The following is a 17654-nucleotide window of genomic DNA, read 5'->3' as shown; positions in this document are numbered from 1 at the left end:
ACAGTTTTTGAATAACTTAACAATAGGCAAGAAGATTGCCGTTTCATTTTTTATTATTACAATAATCAATGTCATTTTTGCTTTTATCTTTAATTCTGGTTTAACGAACATTAAATCTAATATTGTTAACTATACCGACGACACATTACCCGCATACGAAAAAGTGAACCGTATTTACGATGATGTTGCAACATTACGTCGTAATCAGCTGGCGCTGTTAGTAAGCGATAAAACGGTTAGTAATGTTTCAATGTTAATCAATGCAATTGATGATGAACTTGTATCTTACGGCCAGACTGTGTGGCCTGGAGAAGAGAAAGAGTCGTTTGATCGTCTGAGCAGTGCTTGGGGTGAATACACCAAAAGCATTGGTGTTTTTAACAAACAAATTGCGGCCAAAAATAATGCAGCGGCATCTCAAACGTTACTGACAGACTCGTACGCCTCATTCAAGGTAATGGATAGTGAGGTTAAAAACTTAAGTCGAATTTTAAAAGGTGCGATGGATGATAATCGCACTCAAATTCTTGATTCTGTCGGCAGTTTATCGAATTCATCAGTATTGAGTAACATTGCTATCTTAGTGCTAATGGTATCGATGACGTTAATTTTAACCAAACTCATTTGTAATCCGCTGCACCTTATTGTTAAGCAAGCGAACGCTATTGCTGAAGGTGATTTATCTACCCACGTAGACCGACAATCCATTGGTAACGATGAGTTAGGCACGTTAGCTGATGCGTCTTCATTAATGCAAAGTAATCTGCGTCAGTTAATTGAAGAAATCATTTCAGCGGTGACTCAATTAAGCAGCGCAATTGAAGAAATGAATCAAATTTCTGAACTGTCCACCAAAGGCATGCATGACCAACAATCCAAGATTGTTCAAATCGCGACAGCAATGACAGAGATGAAATCATCAGTATCGGATGTTGCACAAAACACGGAAAAATCAGCACTTCAAGCTAGCAACGCTAACCAGCAAGCGAAAGAGGGTGCTCAAAACAACCAAGCCATGGTTGATTCTATTAAAGAGATCTCGCAAGTCATTGGTGAAGCCGGCAATACCGTATTAGAGCTAGAAGAGCAGTCTCACCAAGTTAACATTATTGTCGATGTCATTAGAAGCATTGCTGATCAAACTAACCTTCTTGCCCTGAATGCAGCGATTGAAGCCGCGCGAGCGGGTGAGTCCGGTCGAGGTTTTGCTGTCGTTGCGGATGAAGTACGAACGCTGGCTGCTCGCACGCAAGATTCAACCGGTGAGATCACCTCTGTGATTGAGAAGCTGCAGGTATTTGCCAAGCAGGCAAAAGACGCGACAGAAAAATCATGTACCTATATTGAAAGCTATTCAGAACAAGGTATTCGATCGCTTAAGTTGATGAGTTCAATAGAAGACACAGTGTCAGATATTTCAGATATGGGTACCGAAATCGCGAGTGCCTGTAGCCAGCAAGATGCAGTCGCAGGTGAACTAAGTTGCCATATCGAGACGATTAATGTGGCTTCACAAGAAGTGGCAGAAGGCGCGCAGCAAACAGCTTTAGCATGTAACGAACTTAGTCAATTGTCTTTGTCATTACACGATGCAATGAACCGCTTCAAACTTAACTAACAGCCGTCAGTTCTACAGGCAGTAATTTTTACAGTACGGAGACACCATGAAATTTAAAATGACATTACTATCGCTAGCGATGGCGCTACCTTCTTTCTCTACCTTGAGTGCCCCACTTGCTATCGATCAGCATATCCCGAACGAGCAAGAAGTGAACCAATCAAATGCATGGTTGGAAGTCAGTTTGGGTCAATTTAAGTCGAACATTGAGCAGTTTAAATCTCATATTAAATCAGAGACTAAAATCTGTGCGGTAATGAAGGCTGACGCGTACGGCAATGGCATTCATGGATTAATGCCAACTATTATTGAGCAACAAATTCCATGCGTAGCGATTGCAAGTAATGCTGAAGCACGAGCAGTGCGCGATAGTGGCTTTAAAGGTCAGCTCCTTCGTGTTCGTTCTGCAAGTTTGAGCGAAATAAAGCAGAGTGTTGATCTTGATATTGAAGAGCTGATTGGTAGCCATCAGCAAGCAAAGGATATTGCTGATTTTGGCATTAAAAACAATAAAACCATTAAGGTTCATCTGGCGTTAAATAATGGCGGAATGGGGCGTAACGGTATCGATATGTCGACTAGTCGTGGTAAAGACGAAGCGCTAGATATCGCGACGCAATCACATTTGGATGTGGTTGGTATTATGACCCATTTCCCTAATTACAATGCCGATGACGTGCGCTTGAAACTGAAAGATTTTCAAGCGGATTCATCATGGCTGATCAAAGAAGCAGATTTAACCCGAGAAGATATTACGCTGCATGTGGCTAACTCGTATGTATCGCTGAATGTTCCTGAAGCGCAGCTTGATATGGTGCGACCTGGTGGGGTGCTTTACGGTGATTTACCGACGAACCCTGAGTACCCATCGATTGTTTCTTTTAAAACGCGAGTAGCCTCAATTCATCAGTTACCGGCTAATAAGACTGTAGGGTATGACAGTACTTTTACTACAACAAGAGACAGCGTGCTTGCGAATATTCCCGTTGGTTATTCAGATGGCTACCCACGAAAAATGGGTAATAAAGCCTACGTTATTATTAACGGGCAACGGGCAAAAGTGGTTGGTATGACATCGATGAATACTGCAATGGTCGACATCACTGGTCTTGAGGGTATTCGCCAAGGCCAAGACGTTATTTTATTTGGTCATCAGCAGGGTGAAAGTATTAGCGTCAGTGAAATGGAAGCGAATGCTAGCCTAATTTTCCCTGAACTGTATACGGTCTGGGGACTTGCGAATCCTCGTTATTATTTAAACGATTAGTTAGACAGCTAGCAGTGTGATCGCCTCACACTTCGACATACTACTTTGGTTTTGAGTCATGTCTTACTCGAAGCCAAGGTAGTTTTCTTGATCTTACGTTTCGCCTTTAATCTATGAGTGACCAAGGTATATTCGAATCCAATCAAGCGCTATTTAGTGCTTCTTAATGGGGGTTATATGAATGAATATAAAAAATCAGCCCAACCACAAACACAGCTTAGTGATGCAGTGCGCCTTCCTTCGCTCCCTTCTCATTTTTCCAGCCAAATTACTGATGAGAACATTGAACGAACTCAACACTTAGCCAACTGGAAATATCTCGCGACAACGTTATCGCAAAAACTGGATAAGAATAACCAAGGTGAATCTGCCACTGATCAGACAGAATCAAGTTTAGGCCAAGATCAGCAATCTGACAGTGAAAAATCTCAGTTACAAGAAGATGAACGGTTTTTGCAAGAAGTGCTCCGTTCACTGCGTAAACTCAATGGTAGAGTGCAGATCCGCTAGGTGGGGTTTGTTATCTGATTCTGACTTCTTTTCTTGGGTGTTTGTATCGAGATATGCAGAGTGTGTTTAATGGATAGTAAAGAGGCTGAGATTATTCATCTCAACCTCGAGTCTTTCTAATTGTTGTTCAAGCTGTTGGTCGTACTACGCCGTTTCAGAGCTCGCGACATTATTATCGAACCCTGCCACATTACTCTGTGACTTTCTTTTATCGAGTCGGATAATCGAACACGTTAGTACAATTAGCGTGACTGCAATACAGCCGAGAATCATGAAAACGCCATTCCAAGAATATGCTGATTCAATCATCGCAATAGGCGCACCCGCTAATGCAGCGCCTATGTATGTTATGCCGCCTTTAAGACCTGTTGCAGCACCAGCACCATCGGCATGTGACGCTTCAATGATACCAAGCGCAAACAGCATTTGAGGAGCATAAATACCCGCACCAATAATAAAGAAGCAAGCAGAAACTAATAAGTAGCTAAGATTAATGGTGAGAACAACACCAACCATACCTGCAATCAAAACGAATGAGTAAATTAGAATAGTTTTCCAGCGGTCCGCACCGAATAGTTTATCGGAGATGATACCCGACGTTAAACCGCCAATAATACCGCCAGCTTCGAACCAAGCGACAAGTGAATTTGATTTAACCAAATCCCACCCTAACTCTTTAACAAAGTATATTGATACCCAGTCGTTAGTCACTGTTCGAATAATGTAAATACAAAGGTCACCACTGATCGCTAACCAAATAATAGGATTGGTTAAGATGTAGCGCTTAAACATCACCCACATGGTTAAGCCTGCTTCAGAGCGCTTATTGATGGCGATTTGTTTCTCATCACCTTTCCATTCACCTACGTTCGGTAATCCATAAGTTTCAGGTTTATTACGCATTAGCCAAAAACAAACAATCGCTTGGAGTGCAGTAATTGCGGCTGGTACATAAAACGCATAACGCCAGTTACCCGTTGCAGCAATAACAGCTGAAGCGATAAGTGGCGCTAATGCACCGCCAAGGTTGTGCGAAGTGTTCCAAATAGAATACCAGCCACCACGCTCTGATTTTGAATACCATTGGCTAATTGATTTGGCGATAGGAGGAAAACCACACCCTTGTACAACAGCGGTCAAACAGTACAGCGCTAACAACATAGTCACGTTTTCTGTCATGCCGATACCGACATTGATAATCGCAACTAGGATAAGAACAGAACCAAGAAAGGCGCGAGGATTGATGCGGTCAGCAACCAAGCCAGAGCTAAATTTAGATAGCCCGTAAACGATGTAATAAATAGAAGATGCTGCGCCAAATTGTACTACTGTCATACCCAAGTCTTCCATAAGAAGAGGTGCGGCAGCTGCAAATGCCTTGCGGGATATGTACATGACGGTATAGGTCAAAAAGGTGGCTAAGATGATTTGCCACCGAAATCTTTTATACGTCGCATCTAATTTTGATGTGTTCATTTCTTTCTTATCCTATCGAATGTGAAAAATATGGATTATTTGGTCAACAAAAGGGGACCGTAATCAGAAAAATTTTTAGGGAATGTCCCTGCATGGAAATGGATAATAAGATGAAAAAAAGAATCAACAAGTGGGCGTATTTGGGAAAGATTTGTCCCAAACCACTATATTCGTGCGGCAAATAAGAACATTTTTTATCGCTCAATCGAAATGATTGCGAATTTTACCGAACAAGAAATAATTATATGTCCCTTTAAAGGCACATTTGGTGTAAAAGCGATTTTATACTTATTTACTGAACTTTGACCTGACACACAAAATGAAAGAATATAATCATTAACATTGCTGATAATTACTCCCCTTGATATATGAAGCAAAGTTGGTATGAGCAAATTTATTCTTTTCCTTTTTTTAATATCAACATCGACAATGGCCTTTGCGTCAAAAGATAAGCCAATCGTGATACTGACGACATTTTCAGAAAGTTCAATTTCACAGATAATCAACAATTTCCAAAAGATTAACCCAAATATTAATGTGAATATTATATTTCGACGAAACCGATCAGCTCTTCAATTATTAGAGAGAGGAACGCCTAGTAAAGTTGATATTATAATATCGTCGTCATCTGTTCTATTTCATGAACTGGAAGAAAAAGATAAGTTACAACTCATCGATAACGAAAATAAAACACCTGACTGGCTAAAGCCTCATATTTTGGAAATGTCAGGCAAAGTCACTGCATTTGCCTACTCTGGATTTGGGATCATGTATAACCAAGAGTATTTGAAAAGTTACAGTTTACCTATTCCCAAAACATGGCATGACCTGTCTGATGCTAAATATTTCAGTCATATAACCATGAGTACACCAACACGATCAGGTACAACAAGCCTAATGGTGGAAAATATATTACAAAATTATGGTTGGGATAAAGGTTGGCAGATTTTAATGAAGATTGGGGGCAATATTGCGTTTATATCATCTCGAAGTTTTGGCGTCAGTGAGGCCATTTCTCAAGGGCTTATTGGAGTTGGTCCTGTGATTGATAACTATGCAATAAATAGCAAGAGAAGCTTTAATTATGTTGATTTTAACTACATGCCTAACTCGATATTAATGCCAACTTATATTGCCATTACAAAAGACAGCGATACGAAACAAGAAAGTCAGAAAATTATCGATTTTTTATTATCAGAACAAGGGCAGAAATCACTTGAAACAACATCGATAACCAAGTTTTCACTAGCGCAACCCGAGCTGGCAAAGAAAACCAATGTTGTACTCAATAAAGCGTTGGTTTATGACCGTGACGGGCTTATCTCATTACTTTTTGATCAAGCTATTACTGAGCAACTTCACCAGCTGAACATTACGTGGCAGTCTATATACCAACTTGAAGAAAAAGAGCTGTCTGATGGAAACAAGCACAAACTAGATCTTATCAAACACTTGGCAACAGCAGTTCCTGTTTCATCTCGTCAGGCACAATCAAAAGATTATCTATCGATGTTTAGCCGTGTGGGTACTGCACGTGGACTTAATCCTGCGGTTGCAGAGGAAGTGCGACGCTGGCAGCAAACGCTAAGTGATAATTTAGTTAGAGCGAATCAGCTCATTAATGAAATCAATCAAGAGTAATCAATGTTGCCTAAGTTCCCTAATACTCTCAGTTCTCGACTTGTTGCAGCATTTACTTGTATTTTGCTCATGGTATTTTTTATCAGCTTAGTGGCGTTCACTACGTGGAATATGCTCGATGACAAAGTAAACACGATGCTTGATAATAATATGCCATCATTAAAGGTCAGCTACCAATTAGAGCGAAGTAGTACTCAATTACAAGCTTATTTAAATGAAGTTCATACAACAAGAAATATCATTAGACTCAATCAAATTGATGCACATTTGCAAAAAAGCCTAGACGATATTAATCGTTTTACCATTAAATTAACAAACTCAAAAGCCATTAAAAAATTGAGGGATGAATATCAACAACTCGGTGTGGATATTCAGTTATTTGTACCTTTATTATCAAATAAAGTGAAGTTGAAACAAGAGCTAGATAAGATTTCTGAGAGTATGTTATGGCTTCATCAGGATATTGTTGATGAAGTGAACCCTTTAAGGCAAGAAATAGAATGGCAAATTACTAGTGAGAGAGTGCGATTAAGCCCTGAAAAGAAATCAAAATTATATGATGACTTTACAACATTACAAATGATGACCCTCAAGGAGAACGAACTAGTCTCATTAGTGAATGAGGTTGTCAGACAATATAAACAGCGTAATTTGGAAAGTGCATTTCATTTTATTAGTTATAAAACGGATGAAATTAAAAGGCTGAGTGAAAGGCTTGAGCATAACGCGGCGAGTATTACATATAGGCAGTTACTACTTGAGTTCTTTGCACTCGTTAAACCAAATGGGAAATTGCACAATAACCTTAAAGCGCTAAAGTCACTTTCTGAGCAATCTAATCAGCAAAGAGAAACCATCCAATCTCGTTTAGAAAATCAACAAAAGCAGATAAAGAGCTTGGTAAGTAAGACCAGTGTTGAGTTGGCTGGGATCAAGCTAAGTACCAGAAATATTATTGAAGCTGGCAATGTGCTTCTTATCATGGTGTTAGTATCTTCCATTCTTATCAGTGCATTAATTTACTTTTATTTTGTACGTAAACGTATCGTACAACGGCTATATGATTTGAGCGTTAATTTAAATTCAGTTTCGGCTGGTGAGACAAAGCAATTGATTCCTGTAACAGGAAGAGATGAGATTGGTTTATTGGGGCGTACTTTAAGTGAGTTTTGTTTACAACTTCAAGAGATCGAAAATACCAATGCGTTAAATCTTATCAATAACACGCAAGCCAGCCTTGTGACTTGCACCACGGATGGCGTGATTGAGTCGATGAATTTTAGTGCTCGTAACTTATTTAAGCTCTGCAATAAGTCTTTTGATAAGGACTATATTTGGGGATTATTTAATCCTCGTTACCATTATCAACTCAGGTCGATTTTTTCACCTGAAAGTCTCTTACTGGTCAATGGTGCGTACACAATTACGCTGGAAATAGAAAGTGAAGATGAACTGGTTCAATATTTTAGATTGGACTTACGTGTGTATTATCAAAATACGGCACCCAAGATCATCATTACGTTAACGGATATTACAGAGCAAGAGAATGTAGCACGCTGGCTTGAACAAAAAGTAGAAGAGAAAACCCAATCGTTAACACAAGCCAACGCTGAATTGCATTGCCAGATAGAAGAGAGAAAGCGTGCTGAAACAAGCCTTGTTGCGACGCAAGAAGAACTGATTCAAGCGGCTAAAATGGCCGTTGTCGGGCAAGCCATGACAACCCTTGCGCATGAACTGAATCAGCCCCTATCTGCGCTTTCTACGTACATCTATACCGTGCAGATGACATATAACCAAAATGATTACCCAGATATCTACGACACCATGAATAAAATGGATGAGATCAGTGATCGCATGGAGCAGATTATTACTAATTTGCGTGGTTTTTCGAAGAAGACATCATTCACGAACCCTGCGGTTGAGGTCAACCTTTACCAAGCCGCTAATAATGCAATCGGCATCGCGGATTCAAGAGCGAAGCAGCACAACATTATATTGAACAATCAACTTGATGAGGATTGCTGCTGTATTGGTGATCTTATTCAGATTGAGCAAGTTATTGTTAATTTACTCATTAATAGTTGTGATGCTTTAGCGCCTATTGCCGAAGATCAAGGTGTCGTGACACTAAGCAAATTAAAGTGTGGCCAAGATTCATTAATTTTGGCTTGTAGTGATAATGGCCCTGGTTTTGATCACACCATTATTAATCAAATTTTTACCCCGTTTACGACAACAAAGGAAGTGGGGTTAGGCCTTGGTTTAAATATTTGCCATTCGATAATGGACCGTTTAAATGGCTCGATTCAACTCGCATCAACGTTAGATGGTGGTGCAATGATAGTTTTGGAGTTCCCGATACAATGATTTTAGGTGATGATGTTCAAGTTGTGCTTATCGACGATGATCAACATGTTTTAGACTCTAGCCAACATCTATTACAGCTCGCAGGGTACAAAACAAAAGCGTTTTTAGATCCCCATAAAGCGCTACAGCAAATTCACTCTAACTGGTCGGGTGTAGTACTGACAGACATTTATATGCCGACCATGAGTGGCATGGACCTTATTGATAAGGTGAAAGAAATTAGTCCACACTTGCCGATCATTACCATCACAGGTCATGGTGATATCGAAATGGCCGTAGAAGCCATTCAAAAAGGGGCATGTGATTATCTCGAAAAACCGCTGAAGCCGAAAAAGCTGTTAAGTTTACTCGAAAAAGTCATCAGCGAGCGGTCAAAAGTAGTAGAGCAATGGCATCTAATTGAGCGAGATTTGCCTAAGAAACTTTTGGGTAAAAGTGTCGAAATTATTGAGATACGCGAACGTATTAAATTACTGGCAACAGCAGATAAAGATGTCTTAATTGTTGGTGAAAACGGTGTTGGCCGTTATACCTCTGCGACCTTATTGCACGAGCTAAGTCCAAGAAACCATGCGGCCCTTATTTTTAAGGCAGGGGAGAGCTTGACGACTATCTCGGACTTGGAAGACATCATTCAGGCGGCAGAAAATGGCACGGTGATCCTTAATGAGCCAAGTAAAATGGCCGAAGATGTCCAGTGTTATATGAGCCGTTATCTGCTTGAACAAGAAAGAACGGGAAAACATACCGTCAAGTTCATCACTATTTTTAGTCAGCCGCCTGAGTTAGCTTTGCAAGCACATGCGCTCATGCCAGAGCTGTATTACTTGCTCAATAACGCCAGATTTTCAATTCCACCTCTGAACAAGAGAAAGGAAGATATCAAAATTCTCTTTAAACACTTTTTGAAAAATAGCTGTCTGTTACTTAGTAAAGAGATCCCCAAAGTTGATAGCTCGTATTTAAATGTATTAAACGACCATTGTTGGCCGGGAAATGTACGAGAACTGAAGAGCGTGGCAGAGCTATATGCCATTGGGATTGTGAAGCTATCAACGGCTGAGCGAGTCTATCCTGTTGAGCAAATGGATGGTGCGCTTGATGAGTTAGTGGAGAAGTATGAAAGGCAGCTGATTGAAGATGCCTTGTATCTGTTTTCTGGCCAAATCAATGAAGTGTCTAATTACCTTAAGATCCAACGTAAGAAATTGTATTTGCGCATGAAAAAGTATGAGCTGGATAAAGCGAATTACAAAAGAAACTAAGATACTCATATAAAGAAAATAGAGAGTAAAGCGACTCTCTACTTTCTTTAGGCTTAGGACTCAAACGTCTTGTAACCGCCCTTTGAATAGCTCCACCAAGAGCTTGGTGCGTTTAGGTCAGTGTTCACGCTTGGGATAAATAATATACAAAGGCAATATCGGGTCTGTTTGCTATTGTGGCAGAAGCCGCCACGCGTAATATTCCTGCGATTTTCTGAGCAAGCCGCTTTGTTTGATGATGTGATAAAGATAAAGGGCATCCTCTTTTTTCAAAAAAATGTGCATCCTTTTGGTTTCTGATACGTGTTATTAGAAAGCAGCAATAGGACGTACAAACATGTTGGACATCTTCACTCAGTTAGCAGATTGGCTGACCTTCACCGTGTTCAAGCTCTCACCTGATACCTCTGTTGGGATTGGGTTTCATTTCTTCATCGAAGACACCAGTAAGATCTTGGTATTACTGGTGTCTCTTATTTATGTCATTTCCTTTATTCGCGCCAGCTTAAGTGTCGAGAAGGTGCGCGATTACCTTCAAGGTAAGCACAAAGGGGTCGGGTACTTTCTTGGTTCTACCTTTGGGGCAATCACCCCATTTTGTTCTTGTAGTTCTATTCCACTGTTTATGGGGTTTGTGTCTGCACAAATTCCTATTGGCGTGACGATTGCGTTTTTAATTACTTCACCCTTGGTGAATGAAGTGGTCGTCATCATGCTAGGCAGTTTGTTAGGCATCAAGTTCACCGTGATGTACGTCGCGATAGGGATGCTATTGGGCATGATAGGCGGTGTGATTTTAGATAAATGCCAAGCACATCGCTGGTTACAACCTTTCCTTGCCAAAGCCTATCAACAAGTCGGGCAGGCGCAATCACAACAACAGACCCAAGAGCCGACACCTCAAAGGATGACCATGAAGGATCGCCATGCCATTGCTGCTGGCGAAACAAAGACGATTTTTGGGCGGGTGTGGAAGTGGGTGAGCGTTGGGGTTGGGCTAGGTGCTTTCATCCACGGCTTTGTTCCTGCCGAATGGTTCGAACAAAACCTTGCTAGTGGTCAATGGTGGACAGTGCCTGTTGCGACCCTGAGCGCCATTCCTATTTATGCTAATGCATCGGGTGTGGTGCCTATTATGGGATCGCTACTAGATAAAGGCATGCCAATAGGCACCACTCTGGCATTTTGCATGGGAGCTGTCGCGGTTAGCTTGCCGGAATTTATCATGCTGAAACAAGTGATGCGTTATCGCTTGTTAGCAGCAATCGCAGGGTATTTATTGATAGCCATTTCAATTACAGGTTGGCTCTTTAATTATTACTACTGATGTTTAATCATAAGGAATACACAATGAAAACAATTCAAGTTTATGGCTCTGGTTGTAAAAACTGTACGGTTACCGCCGAGCGCATTTGTGCCGCCGCCACTGAGCTGGGTATCGAGATTCAGCTGGAAAAGGTGACCAGCTTAGAAGCCATTATGATGGCGGGCGTGATGAGCACCCCAGGTGTAGGTATTGATGGAGTAGTAAAACATACAGGTTCAGTGCCATCTCTTGAGCAAGTGCACGAATTGTTAACGGAAGATGTTGTAGCCTAATATTTGTCATGTACAGGAGCGTATTCGCGCTCTATAACGGGCGCAATAATCTATGAAGTCGCTTTGCCCAATACCGCTTTTGGTGAGGGAATGGCGGCTTTTGTGTTTTCTTTTGGGGTTCTTCTGGTATGGGAATGGCAATGAAGTGTCTGATGAAAGCGTGGGGCGAAGCTGAGCCGCAGCTTTATAGTTGGCTGCTAAAACAGACGCAAAGTCAGCATGAAACAGAAGACATCATGCAAGATGTGTTTCTCAAGGGGATGCGTAATAGCGAGCGTTTTTGCGATTTACAAGATGGCAAGTCGTGGCTGTTCAAAATCACTAAAAATCATTTTATCGACAATGTTCGCCGTAAAGTTTATGCCGTCGAAATTGATGAACTGAAAGCAAATACCACTATCCCACCTGTGATGACACAGCTGCAAACCTGCTTACCACGTATTTTGCCATTACTAACTGAAGAAGAACGTAATATCATTGAACAGTGCGATCTCAGTGGGATGACGCAACTTGAATACGCTAAATGTCATCAACTCAGTTTGGCGGCAACCAAAGCCCGCCTGCGTCGCGCGCGGTTAGCCCTCAAAACTAAGCTGATCACTGAATGCAAAGTGACACAAGATCAAACTGGTGTGTGTTGTTTTAAAAGGCTGCGTGTTTTACCCGCTGACGACGAAAGTACGGATTAAACCAGACAAAGATTGATTCTTGCTTTGTTTTTTTGGTGATACTTAGATAGAAAAAGATCGCCATACCTTTAAAACAAAACGACATATGTATCAACATCGTGACGCGTTAACCCTCATGTAGAATGACCTCGCTTTAAAGGCTGTGATGATGTGATGTAAAGCTCAGCCAAACAAGGGATGCCTCTACCGCACACACCAATGACTACACCATTATTGATATCGGTGCGCAGGGTAGTTATCAGCCCGAGCCTAAAAAGCCAATGAACCTAACCACAGAACGTTGAAACCAGATGGGTCATTCGGTCTACTAATGTGAATCTTCTGTAGGTCGAGTAGAGATATACTTAAAAAAATCCCCCGACAAGGTCGAGGGATTTGATTCACACTGTCTACGCTATAAAGCTTTAACTTTATTCGCCGTAAGTCAGTGAGTTAACCGCTAGCGGACTCTTCTTTGGTTTAGTCAGGTTCAGCTCGGCCAATTTAGTACGCCCATCATCGCTAATGCCACCGTCGTAAACCTTGCGGCCATCTGGGTTGGTCATTGAGGTTTCACCCACGTTCCAAGTGGTAAAGAAATCACTTAGATCGTAGCCAGACACGTAAGAGCTACATACCATCATCAAGTCACCACCAGATAAGCTAGTTTCTTGTGGACTACAGTAGTTTGTGCCGTTACGCCCTTGCAGCGTATCGCCTTGTACGTCACCACGGGCTTTACGGTGCATTAGCTTAATCATATTCCAGCCTGCATCTTTGCCGTAAATCGCTGGTTTGTGATCGTCATTTGCGTACCAGTTATCTAGCGAGAAGTGGTTTTTCGCCCAAATCTTAAGCTGACCGAACATGACTAAACGCATGCCAGCATCACCATTTGCCCAAGCGTGATCACTGTTAGCATTTAGCCACATTGGTGCTTTTTGAATATCGGTAGCAATACGATCCATTTGCGGATTGTTATTACGACCTTCCAGTTCCTGCATGTACAGCGCCAGTAGGTTGTTGGTTACCTCGGTACTCCCTTCAGCCACAAAAGGTGCTGATGCCAAGTTATGGCCTACTTCGTGCCAAATTAGCCAATCATCTACAGCATTGGTTGGCACTGTGTTTCTATTGGCATTAAAGCCCGTATTCATCACAGGGTAACCTGAGTGCGCGGCACCAATTGAGATTTGCACATCATTCACAAAGCGATGACGGAAGCCTTTTAGCTCGGTGTAAGTAAAGCGACGATGCTTACCACCTTCAACCACTTCGTCACGACCGTAGAAATCACTTGCCGCTTCTGCGAAACGGTTCATGTCTTTTGCGAACTGATCAAGATCGGTGCCGCTTAGGTTATGAACAGCAGTGGTGTAGATGAATGAACCTGTATCCAGCTCTGCAATTGGTGCTGCGGCTGAACTTGGGTCGTTTACCCAATTGCCATCTTTCCACCAAGCTGCTGTTTCAACATTACTAAAGTTGAAGGTAGCAGTGCCTTGATCTTTTACTTTTGGCTGAACGTAGATCAAACCACCATAAGGGGCTTTAAAGCTCAGGCTTGCACCGTCGTAATGGTAGCTAGTTTGCATGCGTGGTGGACGCTTCAAGCTCACTTCATGGTTAGGTTTACCTGTTAGGTCATCTGCCATCATCACAGTGATCCTTGCTTCAACCCCACCGCTAACTGTTACTTCTTGTAACTGAGGTGCCCATAAACCTGTCGATTGATTATTACCCGCAGAGTAGGAAACAGCCTTGCCATTGGTTTGGATTGTTGCTGTACCACTAGAGCCTGCACCAGCCGTACGGCCTGGATACATGGTGGTGTCTACCGTGATCTCGTGATCCCAGTAAGAGCGACCAAGCATAATACGTGTTAGTGGTTTTTCCATGTAGTTTAGCGGATAGCTTGGGTTTAGCTGGCCACTAAGTTCACCGTCACCATGGATCATCCCGTTAGCCACGAGTGATGCTTTTAGATCAACTGGGCAATTGGCTTCACCTGCGTTAGCTTGATGCTGACCGTCGGTATAACAGTTCAAGAACTGCACCGCTTGTTTGAAGCCAAGCTCGTCTTGTACGCCAGTTTGGTAGCGGTACGGGTTGTCGTTCCACATCCACACCGAAAGGTTATCGTAAGTTTGGTTTAATTCGGCTTTAGATAGGCGAATACCTTGCGTACCTTTGCTGCGGTAGTAGATTTCATGGTTGTACAGCGCAGTGAAGTTAGATCCCAAGTTCGCGGCTTTCACCATGCTTTCAATCACATCTTTGCTGACAGGGTAACGATCAAAGTCAGCACGGTAGTAACTACCACGGACGGTAACGCCATCACCTGTACGCGTTTCAATACAGTTGAATTCGTATTCGTACGGGTTTTGACAAACAGGTGTACCTTCGAATGCTTTTTGTAGTTCTGCGATAGCGGCTTCACGCTGCTCTGCTGTGTCCACAAAAATACGCGCCTGTTTGGTGACCATTACTGGCGCACCGTTTGCGTCAAGCTCTGGTGTACCGTCGGCATTGAGTTTTGGTATCTCGTAAGTTGGGATTTCAAACTTGATCTTGGTTTCGTCTTTAATCCATTCAACCGTACCATCTTGGTGAACTGTAAATGGCTGCTCACCTTGGTTGTCTTGGAAGCGCTCCAGTACCACCATGTCTTTTTGGCTCTTCACATGCAGGTTTGGATACGGCGCCTGACAGTAGTAAGAACTGCCACAGAATGCTTGGTTGGTTGGCGTAACGTTTTGACCACCCAAAGAGACCCCCGCGGCATCAGCCAAACGACCAATAGGCTCAGGGTTGGTGGCTTGAATAGCGTCCATAAACAACACGTTACCGCCGTCATTGATGTATTTGATCAGCGCTGTAATGTCGTCTTGGCTTAGATTCGGGTTTTCCAAATCAGCAACGAAGAGGTTAGTCATCCCATCTTGAATTAGCCTTGGCGGGTATGCCTGAAGGAGCAAGATAGGTGTTTCCGTCGCAGAGAGGCCACTAAAGCCACCTTTAGAGAGTTTTTCTACGGCACTAAAACCGTATTTTGGGCTAACAAAGAAGTCGTATTGTCTGCCTAGTGTCGAGTGGTGGTATGCCGCGTAAGCGGAATCAATGTTGGTTGCAACCTTGATGCCTGCTGTTGGCGTACCGTTATTAAACCATTGGAACAGGTTGGCGAAGAAACGCTTCATGCTGCCGTGATCATCGTGCAACGGGTTTTCAACCGTATTCACGGTACAGGTTTGGTTTGCACTATCTATGTGTAATGCACGGTTAGCCCAATAGTTGTCAGGACATGACAATATGCTTGGGTACATGCCGTTCCCCATAAACACAACTTTACCCGTACCTATGCTACCAGCCGTAACAAACGGGAATCCGTAAGTGGCATTGTCTTTCGATACCAATGGGATAGGCTGCATCTGAATACCCGGGTATTCAGCAATGTAAGGCTTGCCTTCACGAGTCCAAGCTTGTTGTTTACCGAAAGGGATTTCGTGGTTTTTATCTGTACGAGGCATCATTATAGGGAAAGCTTCGTTCGAGATATTTAGCGCACGCATACCACGGGTATAGCCCGTTGCACCGTAGAAGCTGCCGTTATCGTTAAAGACATGGAAGCTATCAACGCCCGTGAATATTTTAGTCAGTGATTCGGTGACGTATTTACCGCCGTTATCAACCGAAAGTGCGTTAGGTAAGCTGATCGCGCGGTAAGAGATAGGATTTTGATTTAGCTCACCATCAATGATCGCCGTTAGCCCTTCGCTAAATTGTGCTTCAAACTCATTCGGCACTTCATAGTTAGAATCACCAAGTTTGCCACCGCTAGGTAGCACAAGATTAATCAGCTCATTGATGACATTTGGATACTGGGCAAATGTTTCATGAATTTCTGGTGTGATCGTAAATGCATTGCCAGTACTTACAGCATAACGTTCAATCAGTGCTTGAATATTTGCTTTAGTCACCGCATTGTCTGTGACATCTGTCAGTTTGTAATCAACCTGATTACCTAATACTTTACCAAACTCAAAGGTGTCGATACCAAAGGTAAGGGTGTCGCCCCACAGATATTCAAATTCGCCGTTTTCGTCCGTCACCCCTGTTGAATGCGCAGAGAAGAAGCTCACGCCAGCAATCGGCTTACTATTCTTGCCACTATTATCAGTTAGCTTGCTGCGAGTAAGTACTTGTGCGTCGGCGCTCGGTTTATAGGTGTAGCTTGCTTCGGCATTTGCTGATACAAAATCCGCATTGAGGTTACTATCAGCATCTGGATCTACGGTAGGAACGATCGTGTTATCTACGTGTGAGCTTGGCGCTTTACCGACTTCGTCTGTGGCTTTTTCTTCAAGAGACTCAAAGTAAGCTTCTACCACGTCTTTATTATCAACCTGTTGGTAGACTTCTTCGATACCAAAAGAGTCATATTCTTTAAGGCAGATCGCCTCGTCTGCTTCACAGCTATCGATAGATTGCAGCACAGTGGCTGCGTTTTCACCATGTTGTCTTGTTAGCTCAAACGAGGTTTCAACCGTATTGTTTGCAGCAGTGGTCAGTGACTTACTTTGTGATGTTGGTGGAAATGGCGCGGTAAAATCACCCAGAATGACGGATCCTAAGGTACAGCTAAATGGTGTACCTTGGGACACTTCAAACGTGCCATCGGTTAAGCGAACGCCATTACAATCGACATCACCTTTAATCATGTTGCCAGATGCTAACAGTGAGCCCACGTAGGTCGTTGTTGGAATAATTTCTGTCGGTGGAATCGTTTCTATTGGTGGCAGAATGTCAGTCGGCGGAATGGTCTCTGTCGGTGGTTTAATATCTTCAGGAATGATTGTATTTCCTGTGGCAGTGTCATCATTACAACCACTAAGAAAAGTCGAGGCTATAGCAAGAGCGAGTATATTTTTATTTATTGAGCTAAGGCTGATCATAAATAGGTTCTTAAAAGAAAATGATTAAATTAGGCAAAGCTTCACTTATGATTTAATAGCATTGCAGAAAAAAGTATCCAATCACGTATGAAACTAGTAACAATTATCCCTATAAAGCGGTATTCAATGCAAATACTGAATGGTTACTTATGATCTAATCATGAGTGATATGGTTAGTTTTCTAAACAAATCACGTTATTGGCTCGATTGTCGTTGGTGAACCAATATCTCACTTTACATTTATCATCCTTTATGGATTTACAATTGGAAATATAATTCATACAG

At 42.3% G+C, this 17654-nt stretch carries 11 protein-coding genes; 9 read left to right on the top strand and 2 right to left on the bottom strand.

Annotated elements, in window-relative coordinates; genetic code table 11:
* The first annotated feature begins 7 nt into the window (after window positions 1-7).
* The 3 genes from ASV53_RS14630 to ASV53_RS14620 all read left to right on the top strand — a co-directional run bounded on the left by ASV53_RS14630 (window position 8) and on the right by ASV53_RS14620 (window position 3395).
* Window positions 8-1618, top strand: a complete 1611-nt coding sequence (locus ASV53_RS14630) for a methyl-accepting chemotaxis protein (protein WP_094957598.1) — start codon at window positions 8-10, stop codon at window positions 1616-1618.
* 46 nt (window positions 1619-1664) lie between these two features.
* Window positions 1665-2885, top strand: a complete 1221-nt coding sequence (gene alr, locus ASV53_RS14625) for an alanine racemase (RefSeq protein WP_062692035.1) — start codon at window positions 1665-1667, stop codon at window positions 2883-2885.
* A gap of 177 nt (window positions 2886-3062) precedes the next feature.
* Window positions 3063-3395, top strand: a complete 333-nt coding sequence (locus ASV53_RS14620) for a hypothetical protein (protein ID WP_094957597.1) — start codon at window positions 3063-3065, stop codon at window positions 3393-3395.
* Window positions 3396-3539: 144 nt separating this feature from the next.
* Here ASV53_RS14620 and ASV53_RS14615 read toward each other — a convergent pair whose 3' ends face one another.
* Entirely contained in the window at window positions 3540-4871 is a 1332-nt protein-coding gene (locus tag ASV53_RS14615) for an MFS transporter (protein ID WP_094957596.1), read from the bottom strand.
* A gap of 384 nt (window positions 4872-5255) precedes the next feature.
* Between ASV53_RS14615 and ASV53_RS14610 the strand changes: the two genes are divergently transcribed.
* From ASV53_RS14610 to ASV53_RS14585, 6 genes are all read left to right on the top strand, one after another.
* Window positions 5256-6512, top strand: coding sequence for an ABC transporter substrate-binding protein (locus tag ASV53_RS14610; RefSeq protein ID WP_094957595.1), 1257 nt, complete (start codon window positions 5256-5258; stop codon window positions 6510-6512).
* A 135-nt stretch (window positions 6513-6647) separates the two neighbouring features.
* The gene (locus ASV53_RS14605) at window positions 6648-8882 is read left to right on the top strand and encodes a sensor histidine kinase (RefSeq protein WP_189337881.1); all 2235 of its coding nucleotides are present in this window, start codon (window positions 6648-6650) and stop codon (window positions 8880-8882) included.
* On the top strand, window positions 8879-10147 hold the full coding sequence (locus tag ASV53_RS14600; protein ID WP_062692028.1) for a sigma-54-dependent transcriptional regulator: 1269 nt from the start codon (window positions 8879-8881) through the stop codon (window positions 10145-10147). The genes ASV53_RS14605 and ASV53_RS14600 overlap by 4 nt, the downstream gene beginning before the upstream one ends.
* 337 nt (window positions 10148-10484) lie before the next feature.
* Window positions 10485-11474 carry a permease gene (locus tag ASV53_RS14595; protein WP_094957593.1) on the top strand — a complete coding sequence of 330 codons (990 nt, stop codon included), beginning with the start codon at window positions 10485-10487 and terminating at the stop codon, window positions 11472-11474.
* A 23-nt stretch (window positions 11475-11497) separates the two neighbouring features.
* Complete coding sequence (locus ASV53_RS14590) at window positions 11498-11746, top strand: thioredoxin family protein (protein ID WP_094957592.1); 249 nt, start codon at window positions 11498-11500, stop codon at window positions 11744-11746.
* Window positions 11747-11898: 152 nt separating this feature from the next.
* On the top strand, window positions 11899-12435 hold the full coding sequence (locus tag ASV53_RS14585) for an RNA polymerase sigma factor (RefSeq protein WP_094957600.1): 537 nt from the start codon (window positions 11899-11901) through the stop codon (window positions 12433-12435).
* A 410-nt stretch (window positions 12436-12845) separates the two neighbouring features.
* Here ASV53_RS14585 and ASV53_RS14580 read toward each other — a convergent pair whose 3' ends face one another.
* Window positions 12846-17369 carry an SslE/AcfD family lipoprotein zinc metalloprotease gene (locus tag ASV53_RS14580; protein WP_239928798.1) on the bottom strand — a complete coding sequence of 1508 codons (4524 nt, stop codon included), beginning with the start codon at window positions 17367-17369 and terminating at the stop codon, window positions 12846-12848.
* Between the last annotated feature and the right edge of the window lie 285 nt (window positions 17370-17654).

Origin of the sequence: Photobacterium sanguinicancri (genome assembly GCF_002265265.1) — a bacterium.
Taxonomy (GTDB): Bacteria; Pseudomonadota; Gammaproteobacteria; order Enterobacterales; family Vibrionaceae; genus Photobacterium; species Photobacterium sanguinicancri.
The sequence above is the reverse complement of the archived record's forward strand: the minus strand, read 5'-3'. Positions and strand labels throughout refer to the sequence as shown.